At 37.9% G+C, this 17068-nt stretch carries 14 protein-coding genes; 8 read left to right on the top strand and 6 right to left on the bottom strand.

The window, feature by feature from the left end; all coding sequences use genetic code 11:
• The first annotated feature begins 3 nt into the window (after positions 1 to 3).
• The 6 genes from QLG01_RS13750 to tatC all read left to right on the top strand — a co-directional run bounded on the left by QLG01_RS13750 (position 4) and on the right by tatC (position 3905).
• Positions 4 to 843, top strand: coding sequence for an ABC transporter permease (locus QLG01_RS13750; protein ID WP_233929608.1), 840 nt, complete (start codon positions 4 to 6; stop codon positions 841 to 843).
• Complete coding sequence (locus tag QLG01_RS13755) at positions 843 to 1631, top strand: ABC transporter permease (protein ID WP_282496723.1); 789 nt, start codon at positions 843 to 845, stop codon at positions 1629 to 1631. The genes QLG01_RS13750 and QLG01_RS13755 overlap by 1 nt, the downstream gene beginning before the upstream one ends.
• An 18-nt stretch (positions 1632 to 1649) precedes the next feature.
• Positions 1650 to 2420: an ABC transporter ATP-binding protein gene (locus tag QLG01_RS13760; RefSeq protein WP_282496724.1), complete on the top strand. Its 771-nt coding sequence runs from the start codon at positions 1650 to 1652 to the stop codon at positions 2418 to 2420.
• 96 nt (positions 2421 to 2516) lie between these two features.
• Positions 2517 to 2732 carry a Sec-independent protein translocase subunit TatA gene (locus tag QLG01_RS13765; protein WP_005040670.1) on the top strand — a complete coding sequence of 72 codons (216 nt, stop codon included), beginning with the start codon at positions 2517 to 2519 and terminating at the stop codon, positions 2730 to 2732.
• Positions 2733 to 2745: 13 nt separating this feature from the next.
• On the top strand, positions 2746 to 3162 hold the full coding sequence (tatB, locus tag QLG01_RS13770; RefSeq protein WP_282496725.1) for a Sec-independent protein translocase protein TatB: 417 nt from the start codon (positions 2746 to 2748) through the stop codon (positions 3160 to 3162).
• Positions 3159 to 3905 carry a twin-arginine translocase subunit TatC gene (gene tatC, locus QLG01_RS13775; protein ID WP_045432324.1) on the top strand — a complete coding sequence of 249 codons (747 nt, stop codon included), beginning with the start codon at positions 3159 to 3161 and terminating at the stop codon, positions 3903 to 3905. Before tatB ends, tatC begins: the two co-directional genes overlap by 4 nt.
• Positions 3906 to 3934: 29 nt before the next feature.
• Here the strand turns inward: tatC and QLG01_RS13780 are convergent, their stop codons facing one another.
• On the bottom strand, positions 3935 to 5011 hold the full coding sequence (locus QLG01_RS13780) for a sigma-54 dependent transcriptional regulator (RefSeq protein WP_000846949.1): 1077 nt from the start codon (positions 5009 to 5011) through the stop codon (positions 3935 to 3937).
• Between the two features lie 316 nt (positions 5012 to 5327).
• On the opposite strand from QLG01_RS13780, the gene QLG01_RS13785 reads away from it, so the two are divergent.
• A complete protein-coding gene (locus QLG01_RS13785) occupies positions 5328 to 6416 on the top strand; it encodes an LLM class flavin-dependent oxidoreductase (RefSeq protein ID WP_282496726.1) in 1089 nt (362 codons plus the stop codon).
• A 94-nt stretch (positions 6417 to 6510) separates the two neighbouring features.
• On the opposite strand, the gene QLG01_RS13790 is transcribed toward QLG01_RS13785, so the two are convergent.
• The 4 genes from QLG01_RS13790 to QLG01_RS13810 form a co-directional block, all read right to left on the bottom strand.
• Positions 6511 to 7722 (bottom strand): lipase family protein, encoded by a 1212-nt coding sequence (locus QLG01_RS13790; RefSeq protein ID WP_151761544.1) that lies wholly within the window; start codon positions 7720 to 7722, stop codon positions 6511 to 6513.
• 88 nt (positions 7723 to 7810) lie between these two features.
• Entirely contained in the window at positions 7811 to 10303 is a 2493-nt protein-coding gene (locus tag QLG01_RS13795) for a TonB-dependent receptor (protein WP_282496727.1), read from the bottom strand.
• Positions 10304 to 10469: 166 nt separating this feature from the next.
• Positions 10470 to 12302, bottom strand: a complete 1833-nt coding sequence (locus QLG01_RS13805; protein ID WP_282496728.1) for an ABC transporter ATP-binding protein — start codon at positions 12300 to 12302, stop codon at positions 10470 to 10472.
• Complete coding sequence (locus QLG01_RS13810; RefSeq protein ID WP_282496917.1) at positions 12299 to 14110, bottom strand: ABC transporter ATP-binding protein; 1812 nt, start codon at positions 14108 to 14110, stop codon at positions 12299 to 12301. Before QLG01_RS13810 ends, QLG01_RS13805 begins: the two co-directional genes overlap by 4 nt.
• Positions 14111 to 14393: 283 nt before the next feature.
• Between QLG01_RS13810 and QLG01_RS13815 the strand changes: the two genes are divergently transcribed.
• The gene (locus QLG01_RS13815) at positions 14394 to 15446 is read left to right on the top strand and encodes an ABC transporter substrate-binding protein (protein WP_282496729.1); all 1053 of its coding nucleotides are present in this window, start codon (positions 14394 to 14396) and stop codon (positions 15444 to 15446) included.
• A 338-nt stretch (positions 15447 to 15784) separates the two neighbouring features.
• On the opposite strand, the gene QLG01_RS13820 is transcribed toward QLG01_RS13815, so the two are convergent.
• On the bottom strand, positions 15785 to 17053 hold the full coding sequence (locus tag QLG01_RS13820; protein WP_151768289.1) for an acyl-CoA dehydrogenase family protein: 1269 nt from the start codon (positions 17051 to 17053) through the stop codon (positions 15785 to 15787).
• Positions 17054 to 17068: the final 15 nt, after the last annotated feature.

Genomic DNA, 17068 nt, shown 5'->3' on the forward strand with positions numbered 1-17068 from the left:
ACAATGAAAATACTAGTAAAGCCACTTATTGAGCAAAATAATGTTTTATTTAAAACCCCACTCCGTAAGAAATTTTCTTCTAAAAAGGTGTATGGGCTGCTCTCTGTGATTTCACCCTTATTAGTATTACTCATTTGGCATTTGATTAGTTCTTTACAGATTTTCCCAACCCAAATTTTGGTGCCGCCTAAAACTGTCTGGAATACTTTTATTGCGTTGTTACAAAGCGGTGAGCTTCAAATGCATCTCAAAGATAGTCTTTCTCGTCTGTTTTTGGGATTTTCTATCGCAGCAATCAGCGCAATTGCTTTTGGTATTGCCTACGGGGCAAATACTCTCTTTCGCAATTACACCTATATTTTATTTAACGTTTTTTATCAAATTCCAATCTTTGTCCTTATTCCTATTTTTATTTTAGTTTTTGGAATTGGTGAATTATTTAAAATTTTACTGATTATAAAGGCCTGCTTTTTTCCAATAGCGTTAGCAACGGCCGATGCAGTCAAAAATATTCCCAAAAAATATATTGAATTAGGACAAATCTACCAGCTTAAAACACGTGCTTGGCTCAGGCTTATTATTCTTCCATCCATACTCCCGCCGTTAATTGGTGGGCTACGAATTGCACTTGGTCGTGCATGGTTGATTTTAGTTGCCGTTGAACTACTGGCTGCTGGAACGGGTATTGGGCAAATGATGGAACTAGGACGTCAAATGTTGCGCTTAGATGTTGTGATGGTTGGGGTGTTTATCACAGGCGTGGTCGGGTTTGGTTTGGATAAAGTTTTACGTTTAGTGGAACAACGCTTTATCTCACCTGCGCTTAGTTCGGGGGGAAAATAATGTCTCAGCGTTCATTTACTTTAAAACAGACATGGCAACGGCCAATTATTTTAGTACAAGGCTTAGTACTGCCATTATTGTTATTAAGCTTATGGCAATACAACTCAAGCTTAGGTGCTAGTCATGCCTATGCATTTGTTCCTTTGCAAAACATTTATTTCGCATTTATCAAATTGCTTGAAACAGGTGAATTGTGGCTAAACACATGGGGAAGTCTTAAAAAAGCTGGAATAGGATTCATCTTAGGTTCGATAAGCGGATTAATTTTAGGTACTTTGCTTGCCTATTCAAAAGTTTTAAACGCTTTAGTTTCTCCACTATTTAACAGTATTCGACAAGTTCCGTTACTGGGTTTAACACCTTTAATTGCCTTATGGTTTGGTAATGGAGAAGAAGCAAAAATCTTTATTATTGCGCTTGCCTCTTTTTTTCCATTAGTGATTAATGTATTTCAGGGTCTTAGCCACAATGATGCAAAATACGATGAAATTGCACGTATTTATCAATTTTCATTCTGGCGCAAATTTAAAAAAATACGCCTTCCTCAAGCCCTACCCCATATTTTAACTGGACTAAATTTAGCGGTGCCCTTTACTTGGATCACCACTACAGCAAGTGAGTTGCTATTTAATGCAGGTGCAGGACTCGGCAACTTAATGATGAAAGCCGAGATTAATGCCGAAATGGATATTCTGTTGGTTTGCGCCATAACGGTTACCCTTTGTGGGGCCTTTATGACAGCAAGTATTCATCTTATTTCAAAACGCCTGCTGCAATGGCGTACCTAATTTGTCTTTTTAAAAATATTGTTAGGAATTTATATGTCTTTCTCACTACTTTCTATTAAAAAACTCAATAAATCTTTTCAACGTGATCAAAATACTTTGACCGTTTTAGATGGGATTAACCTCAACATTGAGCAAGGCGAATTTATCTCGATTGTTGGCAGTAGTGGCTGTGGAAAATCAACACTATTACGTCTTATTGCTGGATTAGATCAAGACTATGATGGTGAAATTTTATTGAATCAAACCCAGATAAAAGGTACAGGTTTAAAACGCGGTCTTATCTTTCAAGAACACCGATTACTTCCATGGCTTACTGTTTTTGAAAATATCCATTTAGCACTTGAAGAGACTCCACTCACCCGTGAAGAGCGAAATTTACGGGTAAATGAGCATATAGAAATTGTCGGGCTGAAAGGTTTTGAAAAGGCGTATCCACATGAGCTGTCTGGTGGCATGGCACAACGTGTTGCAATTGCCCGTGGACTCGTCAATAAACCCGATATTTTACTTTTGGATGAGCCTTTTGGCGCTTTAGATGCCATCACACGGAGTCACTTACAAGCTGAACTTCAGCGTATCTGGCAACACGAAAAAATCACTATGATTTTAGTCACTCATGATATTGAAGAAGCTGTCTATCTTGGAGACCGTGTCATTGTCATGTCAGCCCGACCAGGAAAAATTAAAGAAATTATTCATGTTCCGCTGACACATCCTCGTCATAAAGAAAGTGAACTTTTATTTGGTTTTCGCAATCAGGCACTTAATATGCTAGATCACACAGCATAATTAATTTGAATATTGATCGATATTAATATGATTTAGAAAACAGATAATGTCGTGATATTAATATTATTTACATTTAATTAATATAGGATAGAGAAAATGGGTTTATCTATTTGGCATATTTTACTGTTTGCAGTGATTGTTATTTTATTATTTGGAACTTCAAAATTAAAAAATCTAGGTAAGGACCTAGGTGGTGCAATTAAAGATTTTAAAGATTCCGTTAATTCTGACGATCAAAAATTATTGCAAAACCAACAATACAAAGATATTAGTCCAGTTGAATCACATAATGAAAAACAAAATAAAATATGAGTGATTTATTATTATGTTTAATATCAGCTTTGGAGAGTTATTAGCTTTTGTAATTATTGCGCTTATTATTTTAGGACCTGAAAAACTTCCTCACACGTTAAGATCAGTCCTCCTCAAATACAGAGCAGTTAAAAACCAAATTAGTAAAATTCAAAATGATATCGAAAACGAACTTGACCTGATCGAACTTAAGAGAGTTATGCAAGAAGAGCTGCAAAAAATAAAACAAAATGAAGAGCAGCTCAAACAGCAACTCGCTCTCATGCAACAAGAAATTGAAAATGTACAAACATCTGTTTCTATTGAACAAAAAACCAAAGCACAGCGCATCAACGACTATATCTATACCCACTCACAAGATGAGTTAAAGACACCATTTTTAGCTCATTTTAAAATAGCCAATAAATTCAGTGAGGATCAAGCCGCATGACGGAACATATTGTCAGTGAAAGCCTCACTGAAATGAAATATAGCGAACATTTAAAAGAATTAAGAAAACGGCTGATCTATAGCATTGGTGCAGTTTTAGCGATTTTTTTACTGTTATTGCCGCTTGCTCAGAAGAACTACCATTTTCTTGCTCATCCCTTAATTTCATTGCTTCCTAGCAACTCCACCATGATTGCAACAGATGTGATGAGTACATTTTTAGCACCATTTAAACTCAATATTTATTTTGCGATTTTATTAAGCATTCCCTTTATTCTTTATCAATTTTGGCAATTTGTCGCTCCCGCACTTTATCAAAAAGAAAAAAGGTTCGGTATAGCACTTGTGCTTTCGAGTAACCTTTTATTTTATTTAGGAATTGTGTTTGCCTATACTTTAATTTTGCCACTTGCTTTAAAGTTCTTCGTATTGGCATCGCCCGATAATGTGTTACCTATGACGGATATCAATAGCTATCTGGATTTTTGTTTAAAGCTTTTTCTAGCTTTTGGTCTGGCATTTCAAATTCCAGTTTTAACTTATATTCTTATTTTTATTGGCCTTATTTCTATTCAACAGCTAGAAGCACATCGTAAGCACATCATTGTATTCTTCTTTTTTATTGCAATGTTTATTACCCCTCCTGATGTTTTTAGCATGCTTGCTCTTGCAGTCCCAATGTGGTTGTTATTTGAATTGGGTTTATGGGTCACAAAATTCACAACGCAAAAAAACATCCATTAAAAAATGGATGTTTTTTCTATGTAAAACCCTTAAGCAATTTCATTTTCATTCTTATTAGGTAGTAAGTTATATCTTGATAGAAGATTACGTAAAACATTACGCGATAGGCCTAACATTTTTGCTGTCTTGACCTGATTATTCCAGCAACTTGAAAATGCAGTATTTACTATTTTATCTTCAATAATATGCCATGCTTCCCCATCATATTCTTGAAACAGACGTTTCAAGATACTCTCAAACTCTTGAATAAGATCATTGTCTGGTAAAACCGCTGAACCCGTTTCCTCAGAAAATCTTAAATGCTCAAGATCAATTGTTTTACCGCCACTCACCAGCAAAGCATAATGAATATTGTTTTCTAGCTCACGAATGTTACCTGGCCAGCTATAGTTCAGCAGTGCATTTCTTGCTCTATCACTGATGTTTGGCTTAGTGGTGATAAGCTTCTGAGAGTATGAACTTAAGAAGAAATCAACCAGAGGTAAAATATCTCCTTTACGTTCACGCAGTGGCAAAATATTAAGCACAACTACATTCAAGCGATAATATAAATCTAGACGAAACTTGTTTTCTGCTACAGCTTTACGTAGATCGACGTGCGTCCCCGACAGAATACGGACATTAATTGGAATTGGTTTTCGACCACCCACACGTACGACTTCTTTTTCTTGCAATACCCTTAACAGCTTAACTTGTAAGGATAGAGGTAACTCACCCACCTCATCTAAAAATAAAGTACCACCATCGGCTGTTTCAAAAATACCAGCTCGAGTTTTGTTTGCACCCGTAAAAGCGCCAGCTTCATAGCCAAACAGTTCAGACTCAGCAAGAGTCTCGACCAAAGCACCACAATTGACCGCAAGAAAAGGCTTATTTTTACGATCACTTTTCAAATGAATTTCGCGTGCAATTAACTCTTTACCTGTTCCAGACTCTCCTTGAATGATGACACTAGCAGAGCTTGGAGCAATCGTTTCAACTTGATTTAATAATTTACGGGAGTTCTGATCTGAAAAGATAATTGCTTTTGCTCTTATTGGTTTTACAGGAACACCATTATCAGGCAAAGTAATTACTTTATAATCATTATCTAAAAAGGTCTTCATAATTACCCCATAAAACTTATGATATAAGCATTCTAAAAGGCTATATTACATTTCAGTTCGTTTTTTAATAAATAACAAATAAATATATTTAATCCAAAATTCACCTATTTTATTCTGAAAATATTTTCTCTTATAAATTAAAAATAAACACAATTCTTTTTTTATGATATGTTGCTTCTCAAACACAATGTTTATTTTTTGATTAAATCCAAACACTCTAAAAAATTATAATCCATTTCTATATTTGATTTATATAGGTATAAAGCTTGGCATTTATTTTGCTCATCTATTTAAAATCCACAAAATAGGTTTAATAATGAGCATCGAATTTGTAGGTATGGTTTTCCCTAACCAATGGTCTGAAACCAAAGGAACGCGAATTGGCCATAAAATTGACCTCGAATATCTACGTTACCACGCACGGGCACATGAATATGCGGATTTTGATAAAGTCTTAATTGCTAGCGGACCAACCAGTCCAGACAGCGCACAAATCGCGGCATACCTTGCCCAACATACAGAACGTCTTGGATTTATGATTGCCCATCGTCCTGCACTTCTCACTCCAAATCTTGCTGCACGTTCTTTTGCTACGCTTGACCATACTACAGGTGGTGGAAGAATCCGTTTACATGCAATTACCGGAATTACAGCGGAGCCTCAAGAAGGCGATTATATTGTTGATAAAGTTCAGCGCTATGAACGGACGGGTGAATATCTAGATATCATCCAGAAACTCTGGAAAAGTGATCAACCGATTAGCTATGAAGGTAAATACTTTAAGTTAGATAATGCTTTTTGCCCGTTAAAGCCTGTCAACGGTACAATCCCGATTTCATTCGGTGGTTCATCAGACATCGCTTATGATATTGCAATTCGCCATGCAGATCTCTATTCACTATGGGGTGAACCACTGGCTGGAGTAAAAGAGCAAATTACTAAATTGAAGCTCGCAGCAGAAAAAGCCAATAAACCGCAGCCTCCTGTTAGTTTATCTGTACGTCTTATTATTGGTGCAACCGAAGAACTTGCTTGGCAACGAGCAGAACAGATTCTTGCAGATATTCAAAATAATCCAACTTTTCAAAATAATGGCACATTATCGGGACATAAAATCAAAGGCATCGGTTCACAGCGCTTATTAGCAGCAGCCCAGCAAGGTGATCGACATGACCGCGCATTATGGATGCCAACCGCAACTGCTGTAGGGGCGTATGGCGATACGACTGCCCTAGTTGGCACGCCAGACACCATTATTGCCTCATTACTTGATTATGTAGATTTAGGGGTGACGACTTTCTTAAATCGGGGCTACGATCCGATCTATGATACGGTCGATTATAGTCGTTATATTATCCCCGCTGTACGTGAAGAGGCAGCCAAAAGATTAAAACAAATCGCTTAAACATTTAAAGTAAAAAGCCGCTTATTCAATATCTTTGAAGAGCGGCTTTTTTTAATAAAGATTTTCTTCAGTGAGAAAATCTTTAGTCCATCTTTTATTGCAAGTCAGGTTTACAAATAGCCTGAATTTTCTCTCCCGCAATCACCTTTTTAGCAAACGGAATTGAATCTTTTAAGGAGGCATTCACAGTTTCGCTATGTCCTAAGCCATGATACAAATGACCTTCGACTACTGTACCTGCTTTACAAGCATCTGCCACTAGCTTCATTTGAGAACGAGCATCTGGAGTTCGGTCATTTGCCCCTGTCCCAATAAATAATGGATGATTGATTTTTAATGTAGGGTAATAACCATAATCATTTGACTGTTTCTCTTGCAGCTTTTTATAGCTTGCTGGCGGATTAGGTTTATATGCTTGTGCTGGCGAAAGCCCTGCGGTTTGAATATCTCCCATAAAACTTGTTAAGCAGGCATTTCTTGCTTGTTCAACTAAAGGAGCAGCTTCAGGAGTGAAAATATCCTCTGTTTTAATTTCTGGATATAAACTTTGTGTCACTAAAAAACTATAGATGCCATACGCAAGCGATGGGCTGACTTCGTAAGGATTTAACTTTAACTGATTTTTTTCAGGCGTCGCTTCAGGATCTTGATAAATCACGCCTGTACCAATTGAACCTTTAATATTTAAATCAGGTGCGTACGTTGCCGAGTAGGAAGAAGCCGCAACAGCCCCAGCGCCTCCTTGTGATTGCCCAACAATCACAAACTTATTAGCGAGTGGTAACTTGGTTTTTAAAGCAGCTCTACCACTATCTAAAATACTATAAGCCAGCATTGGGTTATTAATTAACAAGTGCGGTCCTGCAACACCTAACCCTTCATAATCTGTGGCAACAACAGCAAATCCTTCTTTAAGCCAACGATTTAAATATTGTACATCTCGGTATGATCTTCCACTCCAAGACGGCGCACAAGCATCGGCCAAACCGACCGTACCATGTGCCCATAGCACCACTGGCCAACCTTCTTTTGGTGGCGTTCCTTTTGGTAAGTGAATACTTCCTGAAACCACAATAGGTGTTTTACTATCTTTACCACTCGTAGAGCTGTAGAGAATCCGAATAGCCTGACTGTCATTTGCCAAACGAATATAAGGATTATGAATCGCTTCTGTTTTTAATAGCTTTCCAGCCTGTTCTGGAATAGCCGATTTCCATGTGTAAAACTCGGAAACTCGACCATCTCCATATTTATCTTCAGGCGCTGGAGCTTGTTGAGCAGTCGCCAAACAACTTGAAGTTAACATCGTTGTAATTAAAGAAAACTTGCATAAAGTTGATAAAAAAGTATGTTGCATTGTTATTTACCTTAAAAACTGTCTCATCATTTTTGATTTAAAATTCGTAACTTACGCGGCCATATAAATACGTTCCAAATGCTCCTTCAGGCGCATTAAAACTATATTTGACAATGTTGCCAACCGAGGAATCTTTGGCTTGATCAGGATGGCTATTAAATAAGTTGATCGCCCCTAAATTAAATTTCAGGCCTTTCACGAATGCATCCGCTTTGTAGCCAATATCCAAATCTGCAATCCATTGAGGGTCAAAGGTTTGGTCTAGTGCAGTATTGGTATTATTTAAAGTGGTCCATTTATCGTAGCGACGGACAGCCGTATTCACGCTCCATGCTTGATTTGACCAAAGTGCGCCAAGCGTTAGCTTTGTTTTCGGTGCAGCAGACTCAATGAGGCTTTGTGTATTTCGTCCTGCAATGCTTGAAACAGGAATTCGTTCACCTTTTGCAGTAATAGAATCTCGAGTTTCGGTAATTTCATTTTTGTTATATGCCAGACCTAGGTTTAGATTTAACTTGCCATATTGTTCAAGGTTTAAATCATGCTTAAGCGCGAGCTCTAAGCCTTGAGTACGTGTATCTAATAAATTATTAAAGAACGCCACATTGGCAATATTCGAATACGGTGTATTGGCAAAAGCATTGGTAATTACACTTCCAGTAATATTGTCTGAAAGCAAAATACGATTTTTAATATCGATTTGATAAAGATCTAAAGTTGCTGATGTATTAACAAATGGCTTCCAAACAAAACCTAAAGAATAATTCGTCGATTTCTCAGGTTTAAGAGCAGTTCCGCCAATGAGTAAAGCCGCCTCACTTCCTGCAACTAAAGTTCTTTGTTGAACATCTTGCCAACCTGAAGGAGTCTGCACTGTTTGTACGCTATAAGCCGAATAGCCCTGCTGTGCCAATGACGGTGCTCTATAGCCTGTATTGACTGAACCACGTACCGAAAATTTAGGTGATACATCATACTTAGCAAATAATTTTCCATTTGTGGTCGAACCAAAGTCTGAATATTTTTCACTCCGGACTGCTGCTCCGACATTCAAGTCTTTAATAATATCTGCTTCTAAATCTAGATAGACACCGTAGACATCACGACTGATTTTTCGTTCATCCTGGTCTGTAATTCCTGCATATATTCCCGGAACACCAACGCCTAAAGTTGTGCTTGGATTGAAATATGGGCCGCGGGTATAGGCAATTGGATCACCTGCATTTTGCTTATATTGCTCCCAACGATATAAAACCCCTGTAGACAACGTGAGTGGGCTTGCGAACCAGTCAATAGCAATATCACGGCTATAATCTAGCCCTGTATTTAATTGCGAAAAAATATTTTCGCCCAAGTCATAGTTTGAAGGAGAATTTGAGCCGTAACTTGGGTTAATGCCGTTGCCTTGCTCTGTGCTGACTTTATTTTGTCCATAGGTCGCATAAAGATCATATTTACCTGACTTCTGCTCTCCTTTTTTAACTCCAACTGTCGTTGCAAAATCATCTACAGTGACCAAGCTCAATGGCGAGCGTCCATCTGGATAACGTTCTTTAAAATAGCTAGATTGATTCAGTACTGTTTTGGTTGTTGGAGGCTCATAAAAGTTTTCCCCTATTGTTTTACGGTGTCCATAGCTACTAAAACCATACAGTGCAACGTCATCTGTCAAAGGCAAATCTAGATTGGCAGTCACATTGATTTGATCTTTTTGTTCGGGGGAGCCAAATTTCCACGTTCTATAAGGTGTATTTTGTTCTGTATATTGAGCCTTGGTTGAACCATCATAAAAAGTTCGCGTATCAGGTGCCGTGTTACTTGCCGCTTCACGTTTGCCTAAATCTAATGCAACCGTCAATGCACCATCGTTAGGGAGTGCAAAACCTTTCCAAAGATTAACTTTATGTTGTTCACCATCTCCTTGAGTATAGCCACCCGTTTGATAGCTTACACCACCGCCGTGATCTCGTGATTTCAAAATAATATTAACGACGCCGGCAATTGCATCTGAGCCATATTGTGCCGCAGCTCCATCCCGCAAGATTTCTATACGCTCAATCGCACTCACTGGAATTAAACTTAAGTCAGTTACCGCCGCGCCTCTTCCACCTGCATAGGCTTGGCGGGTGAAATAAGCGGATGTATGACGACGTTTTCCATTAATTAAAATTAGAGTTTGATCAGCAGATAATCCTCTAAGTGCAATACTTGGCGGAACCGATGCCCCAAACCCACCTGCAGGAGAGCTCGGTAAAGTCACCGAAGGAGACAATCGTGTTAATGCTGCTGCAAGATCAGTTGCACCAGTCTCTTGTAACTCTTTAGCAGTTAAAATATCAACGGGTGCAGGTGCATCAAGTGAGCTACTAATTGCTCGTCTAGAGCCTGTAACAACCACAGATTGTAATGTGATGGCATCCTCTTTCTCTGGCAAATTCTTTTGATCATTTGCCAAAGTAATTGAGGCAGTGAGTGTACTCAGTGCAAAAATTGAGGAGTGAAGAATGAATTGAGAAAAATATGTATGCATATTAGCTTCCTTAACGATCTAGACCGATATAGCAAAGCCGATGCCAAATCTTTTATTATTTATTATCAATATATTAAGAAGATTAAATAAAAGAATCATTGTTTAAATTTAAACAATGATTCAAAAAAATGTTTATAAAACTACAGTTGTTAAATTTGCAAATCGCTTAAACAAGTTGGTTTTGTAAATATGACTGATATAACTGAAAGTAAGCCGACTGTTGCTGTATTAACTGCTCATGCGAACCTTCTTCTACGACATGGCCATTTTCAATCACAACAATTTTGTCGGCCTCACGAATGGTACTCAGCCGATGTGCAATGACAATACAGGTTCTATTTTGGCATAAGCGTCTGAGCGCATATTGTATTTTTTGCTCGGTATAAATATCGATTGCAGAGGTGGCTTCATCTAGAATTAATATTTTGGGGTTTGCCAAATAAGCACGAACTAAACAAACAAGTTGCCTTTGTCCATGACTAAGATTTTTACCAAGCGCTCCCACTTCGGTGAAATAGCCTTGCGGCAGTTGTTGCAATATCTCATCTGCCCCTAAGTCCTCAATAACTTGGATAAGTTTCTGGTCTGTAGCATCAGGTTGAACTAGACGTAAGTTATCTAAAATAGATCCACTAAATAAAACATTATCTTGTAAAACGATACTCACATGCTGTCTTAAACTTGCGAGATGAATACTCTGTATTGGATAACGGTCTAGAAAAATTCCACCTTGCTGAGGTTCATAAAATCGCGTTAGCAACTGAACCATGGTGCTTTTGCCATGTCCGGTTGGGCCTACAATCGCAATTATTTTTCCAGCCTCAATGTCCAAATTAAAGTTTTGTAAAACAGGTTTGTGAGTATAGGCAAAATCTACCGACTGAAATCGAATATGACCGTTCAAGTGTTCAAGCTTCACAGCATTCGGTTGTTCTTGAATCGTAGATTGAGTGTCTAAAAGTAGAAATATACGTTGTGCACATGCTGCTCCATTAGCATAACGTTCAAATAAATCAGTCAGTTCCTGTAACGGCGCTAAGAATAAAAACACATAGAAAATACTTTCTGCAAACTGTCCTATACTAATCATGCCATCACTATAAGCATAACTACCAATCACAATGAATCCGGCAGTAGCTAGAGTCGAAAGCAAACCTGTAAAAGGGGCAAACCAACTGGTCCGCTTGCTGCCATAAATAATAGAGTTATTAAAGTCTTTTAATAAATATTGATAACGAGATTGATTGGTTTCAGTGTAATTTAACTGCTGAATGATTTTTGCTCCATTTACTGTTTCAACCAAATGAGCAGTAAATCGACTGCGTTCCTCCGCAACTCGTCCCCAATGTTTTTGTGATGACTTTTTAAAAATTGCAGTCATCCCAAATAAAATGGGTAGCGTCGCAAATAAGCACCAAAAAAATGGTGGATAGATATGCCAAAGCAGTACTGAAGCTAATCCACAACGCAAAATTGCCGAAAGTAACTCTGGTGGCCCCTGTATTAAAACAGGCTCTAGCGTTTCGACATCACGATCGGCCCGTGAAATAATCCTGCCAGCCTTGGTACGATCAAAATAGCCAATATTTAAACTTTGGATATGCTGAAATAACGAACGTCTTAAACCATTAATTACTTTCAAAGCTGCTCGGCCTGAGAGATATTTTGATACGCCCGCTAAAGCAAAACGACAAATCCAACTTAGGGTTAAAATGCTAATCGCAATGAATAAAACAGGCTGATTCAATACCATTTTTCCAGCAATGTGTTGAAAGCCCGAATCTAAAATATATTTCACCACCCAAGGCCGAACAAAAACGCTCATCACTTGTAAAATTTCTACTGCAATTAAAGCAAGCAGCAAGTAACGGATGGGATAAATTAAAGGAATAAGTTTTTTTAGCATTCCTCTATGAATTGAGGCATTTGCCAAATTTTCTTCAATTTGTAGATCAGCTGATTTTGTAAATGGGCGGAAATTTTTAACACTGGTATTCATGCATCAATCTCCTGCTGCTCTAACTGAAAACCCATCAACTCTCGATAAAACAAACAATCTTGAACCAATTCAGCATGTGTGCCTTGGGCAATAATATGACCCTGGTCAAGCACAATAACGCGATCAGATAAAGCAATCGTGGTTTGTTTATTAGAGTTAATAATGATTGTTTTCTTAAAATGGTTTCCATCATCAGAAAGTCCTGATAGACGCTGTAAAACTTGTTTTTCTGTAGTCGCATCTAAGGCACTTGTAGAATCATCTAACGCTAAAATTGGCGAATTTTTTAAAATAGAACGGGCCAAGGCAAGTCGTTGTTTTTGTCCTCCAGACAAAGTAACGCCCTTGTCTCCAATCAATGTGTCTAAGCCATGATCAAGTCTTTGTAATAGTTCAGATGCAGAAGCTAAATGTAAAGCCTCTTTCATCTCTTGCTCCGTTGCATCTTGCTTAGCAACTCTTAAGTTATCTGCCAATGTGCCACTAAAAAAGAAATTTTCTTGAGGAATGATCTGAACCAAATGTCGTAATTCAAATAGGCTCAAATCTTTAACATTCGTCCATCCCATTTGCTCAGAACCAATCAAAACTTGCCCTTCCGTTGGGTCAATAAACCGGTTGAGTAAATTCATCAAAGTTGTTTTACCTGAGCCTGTCTTACCGACAACAGTAACGATTTCACTTGCTCGAAATTCAACACTGCATTGCTTTAAAATAAAATTTTTTGTTGTTTTATCCTGAAAGCTGACATTTTCTAATTTAATGCTTAACTCATCACGCCATTGCAATGTTAGAGGATATTGTTGATCTTCAATTGCAGACTTCTCATCTAGCATTTGCCAGATTCTTGTTGCAGACGAACGCGCATCAGCAAAAATATGTAAGACCTGACCAATGCTTTCAATACGAAACACCAATAAATTTGCCATGAGAATGGCAGCAACAAATTGCCCTACTTGTAACTGATTTTGACCAATTAAATAAGCACCAAAAGCAATGACCCATAAATAAGAACCTGCAATAATCACTTGTGGAATAGGCAACCTTTTCGCACTTGTCTTGATGGTCTGAATAGAATGATGAATAAATAGATCTACAGCATGGTTAAAACGTTGTAAAAGTTTCTCTTCGAGTTGAAAAGCTTTAACTACCCGAATTCCATTCACGCTCTCTGCCAAGGTATCGCTGACTTTTTCATATGCAGATGCAACTTGATGGTCCAGAACCACCAATTGATTGGTGAGTTTAAATAAAACCCATAATCCTAAAAAAATAAATAATAAAGGAACTAGGCCGAGCCAAGGATGATACCAACACAAGAGCCCAACGGTTACGGTAACAACTAAGCTTGACTCAAACACTTGACGCCAAAAATTGATGAGCGCTTCTTTTAATTTATCTGAATCACGTGTTGTACGAGATAATACTTCTCCTAGCCCATGTTTCCAGTGCCATGAAACATCTAAATGCTGTACTTGGCTAAAGATTCTTTCTCTTAAAATACTTAGCAGTTGCTGGCCAATGGTTAAAGCACTTAACCCTGCCAGATACTGAATAACAGCTCTAATACTGGCAATACTCGTAAGTAAAATGAACCAAAACCAAGGATTTAAGGGATCAGTGATAGCATGCTGAAATAGGGTTTCTCGTTCACTATGTTTTAAGGTATCAATCGCATGACCGATGGAATACTGTTGGAGTGCTAACCCTATATTTGCAATAACAAATAAGGTCGCCGTCAATAAGAAACGAAATGGCATAAAACTATATAAAGCCAAACTTCGTAATAATGGATAATTTTTAAGCATAAAAGATAGTAAAAATTTAAGATTCCGTTTTATTGCGAGATTCATGCCAAATTAATGGCCTAAAAAAATATTTTAAATTATTGTTTTATATTGTTTTTATATGGCGCTATTTATGGGGGTGTTGTTTTTAAAACACCAGCGTAATTCTTGTGTTGTAATCGCAACAAAATTTGATATATCAACATCACAAAAAAAGATATTAAAAATAATTTATAAATATCAATAAATTAATGAATGGCATCAATTTTGCTTTAAAGCATGAAAACCACAAAAGGATGTCATGATGACAACACTTCAAACTCAACCATTAAACACACTTTGGTATACACGCTGCCCTGTACCAACTGGTCTAGGCATTTCAATTCAAAAAGGTTGGCTCAAAGAAAAGTTTAATGAGCAGCAGATTGAAATAAAATCAATTCGAGAATCAAACTCCAAAGATATTCGTAACTCTCATTTTAATCATACCCTTGCCAACTCTGTTCGACACGGCGGTAGTATTCCAGCTATCTGGGCATATTCATCGGGTCAAAAAACCAAAGTGATTGGCTTATCTTGGGCGGATGAAGTTCAATTGTTATTAACACGCTACGATTCAAACATCAAAACTGTTGCAGACTTAAAAGGCAAACGTTTTGGTATTCCACTGAATCAAGATGCAATTATTGACTTCTCACGTGCACAGGCCATCCGTGGTTTAGAGAATGCCTTAAAAACAGTGAATTTGAAAGTAAGCGATCTTGAGTTGGTCGATTGTTTACGAGCAGATATTTTAGCCGCACAGCAACAACAACCTGAAGAAAATGATTCTAGTTTTTATGGTAATCGCAACAAAATTAATGCAAGTGCAGAGATCGTGGCATTAATTAAAGGTGATGTTGATGCTATTTTTCTAAAAGGTGCACACGCTGCGCAAATTGCTCATGATTTCGCCCTGCATACCATTATTGATATTGGCTCACATCCAGACCCTATTCTACGCTCGAATAATGGAACACCAAGAACACTCACTGTCGATGAAGATTTTCTAACACAATATCCAGAGCAAGCCCAATCAATTGTCGATGCTGTTTTACAAGCAGAACAATGGGCACATGCCCATGCCGATGAAACCCATCGTTATTTGGCAAAAGAATGTAATAGTAGTGAGCAATGGGTTCATGCTGCTTACGGTGCAGATGCACATCTGAAACTGAACACTAACTTTGATGAAATCTCTATTATTGCTTTACAAGACTTGAGTGATTTTCTCTATCGCTGGAACTTTATTCCTGCACAGATTAATGTTCGTGAATGGCTGGCGCAGGATATTTCTATTCAAGCTCAAGTAGCGTAACAATACAAAAAGCAAAAAGGTTGTCTTGATGACAACCTTTTTTATTTTTAACATCCAAATTCAAGTAACCGTAAACTATCGTAGTAGTTGGCATCGGTAATGTTAATCTCTTTAATAACAATTATTTTAACGGAGTCTTATCGAGTTTCATCCAATTTTAGGATTAGCTTTCAGCTGGAGTTACTTTGGTTTCGCCCAAAGTAACCAAAGGCATTGTCATCTGCAAAACCTGTTCTTTTCTTGGATTTATTAAAACCTCTCGTAGAAACAGTCTCTTGTTTAAACCATGCAGGTTGCAGATGACGTTTCCGAGTATCATATTTACTTTCGAACTCGGGTTATTTACTAAATTTAGTCACATTTTCTGCCTGTTTCTTCAGGAGTACTGAGTTGTATTCTCCTGGCGGAATATTATTTAAATAATAATTTCCAACATGATATAGCCTCCAACGAATTGGATCATGCGTGGTGTGGGTTCGTGCGTTACGCCAAAAACGGTCTAGATTCCATTTCGATAAGGTTGAACTTGCGCCGAGTAATCCAAAAATTTCACTCGAAATTTTTAAAGATGCATGATCAGACTGACTTCGTGTAGCAGCAACCGATAAAATCAGTTCAGTTTGTAATTCTTCATCTTCTACATTGGCCAAATGCTGTTCAAAAATCTGTGCTGAACGATCTAACAATGCCTCAGCCGAACGGACCAAAACAGCAAACTCACCAATTTGTTTAATGATATGAGGTTCATGTGTAGGTGAATCGACGCCACTTTCTACCCATGGACGAGCATGATGTTGTAAATAATCAATCCCGCCTTGTAATGCCCCTTTGGCAATTCCTGTGTCCATTGCAGCGTGTAGAATTTGAGGCCAAGTGAGACCCGTACGTAAAACCGTGCCTAAACCACCTGTATTTCGCTTGGCAACATAACGTTCATCAACAACCACATCTTTAAAATTAACAGTGCCACTGACACTATTATTTTGTCCCATTGCATCCCAGTCATCGAGCAACTCTACTCCCTGTGTATCTCGATGAATTAAAATCGAGACTGGTCCATCATCACTACCCGCAAATAAAGAAATCCATTCTGCGAGTAAAGAGCCTGTAGAATAAAACTTACTGCCGTTTAGAATTAATTGTCCTTCCGCATTTCGTTCTACGCGCGTTTTATGCTGGAACTTATCTTTGCCTCCCACTTCTGCAAGTGCATTGCCCAAACGTTTTCCACTTAATACATCGGCAAGTAACTGATCACGAATTTCATCATCATAGCCCGTTAAAACGCCTCGGAACATGGTGAAGTGAATCTGTAATAACTGCCCGACACCACCATCTGCGGATGAAATAATTTTCACCACATTGACCAAGGTTGAAATACTGGCGCCTAAGCCCCCAAATTGCTTAGGCACAATAATCGCGGTTAAACCAGCTTCTGAAATTAAACGCGCCTGATCATAAGGGACTGTCTTGTTATAACTTGGATCTCGAGCAAATTGATTCAGTTGATTTGCCACCTCTTTTGCAATCTCAAGTGCTTCTTGCTCACTTTGAATATGTCTTACACTACCTAATTCTAAAAAATTACGTTGGTTAATATCGTTCATTTTTAACTCCGGAAA

The organism is Acinetobacter sp. V89_4 (assembly GCF_029967875.1).
Classification (GTDB): Bacteria; Pseudomonadota; Gammaproteobacteria; order Pseudomonadales; family Moraxellaceae; genus Acinetobacter; species Acinetobacter oleivorans.

Excerpts from the sequence above, each read along its gene's own strand:
- QLG01_RS13750 (WP_233929608.1), top strand. The coding sequence starts at position 4 with ATGAAAATACTAGTAAAGCCACTTATTGAGCAAAATAATGTTTTATTT.
- QLG01_RS13755 (WP_282496723.1), top strand. The coding sequence starts at position 843 with ATGTCTCAGCGTTCATTTACTTTAAAACAGACATGGCAACGGCCAATT.
- QLG01_RS13765 (WP_005040670.1), top strand. The coding sequence starts at position 2,517 with ATGGGTTTATCTATTTGGCATATTTTACTGTTTGCAGTGATTGTTATT.
- tatB (WP_282496725.1), top strand. The coding sequence starts at position 2,746 with ATGTTTAATATCAGCTTTGGAGAGTTATTAGCTTTTGTAATTATTGCG.
- tatC (WP_045432324.1), top strand. The coding sequence starts at position 3,159 with ATGACGGAACATATTGTCAGTGAAAGCCTCACTGAAATGAAATATAGC.
- QLG01_RS13780 (WP_000846949.1), bottom strand. The coding sequence starts at position 5,011 with ATGAAGACCTTTTTAGATAATGATTATAAAGTAATTACTTTGCCTGAT.
- QLG01_RS13785 (WP_282496726.1), top strand. The coding sequence starts at position 5,328 with ATGAGCATCGAATTTGTAGGTATGGTTTTCCCTAACCAATGGTCTGAA.
- QLG01_RS13790 (WP_151761544.1), bottom strand. The coding sequence starts at position 7,722 with ATGTTAACTTCAAGTTGTTTGGCGACTGCTCAACAAGCTCCAGCGCCT.
- QLG01_RS13795 (WP_282496727.1), bottom strand. The coding sequence starts at position 10,303 with ATGCATACATATTTTTCTCAATTCATTCTTCACTCCTCAATTTTTGCA.
- QLG01_RS13805 (WP_282496728.1), bottom strand. The coding sequence starts at position 12,302 with ATGAATACCAGTGTTAAAAATTTCCGCCCATTTACAAAATCAGCTGAT.
- QLG01_RS13810 (WP_282496917.1), bottom strand. The coding sequence starts at position 14,110 with ATGCTTAAAAATTATCCATTATTACGAAGTTTGGCTTTATATAGTTTT.
- QLG01_RS13815 (WP_282496729.1), top strand. The coding sequence starts at position 14,394 with ATGACAACACTTCAAACTCAACCATTAAACACACTTTGGTATACACGC.
- QLG01_RS13820 (WP_151768289.1), bottom strand. The coding sequence starts at position 17,053 with ATGAACGATATTAACCAACGTAATTTTTTAGAATTAGGTAGTGTAAGA.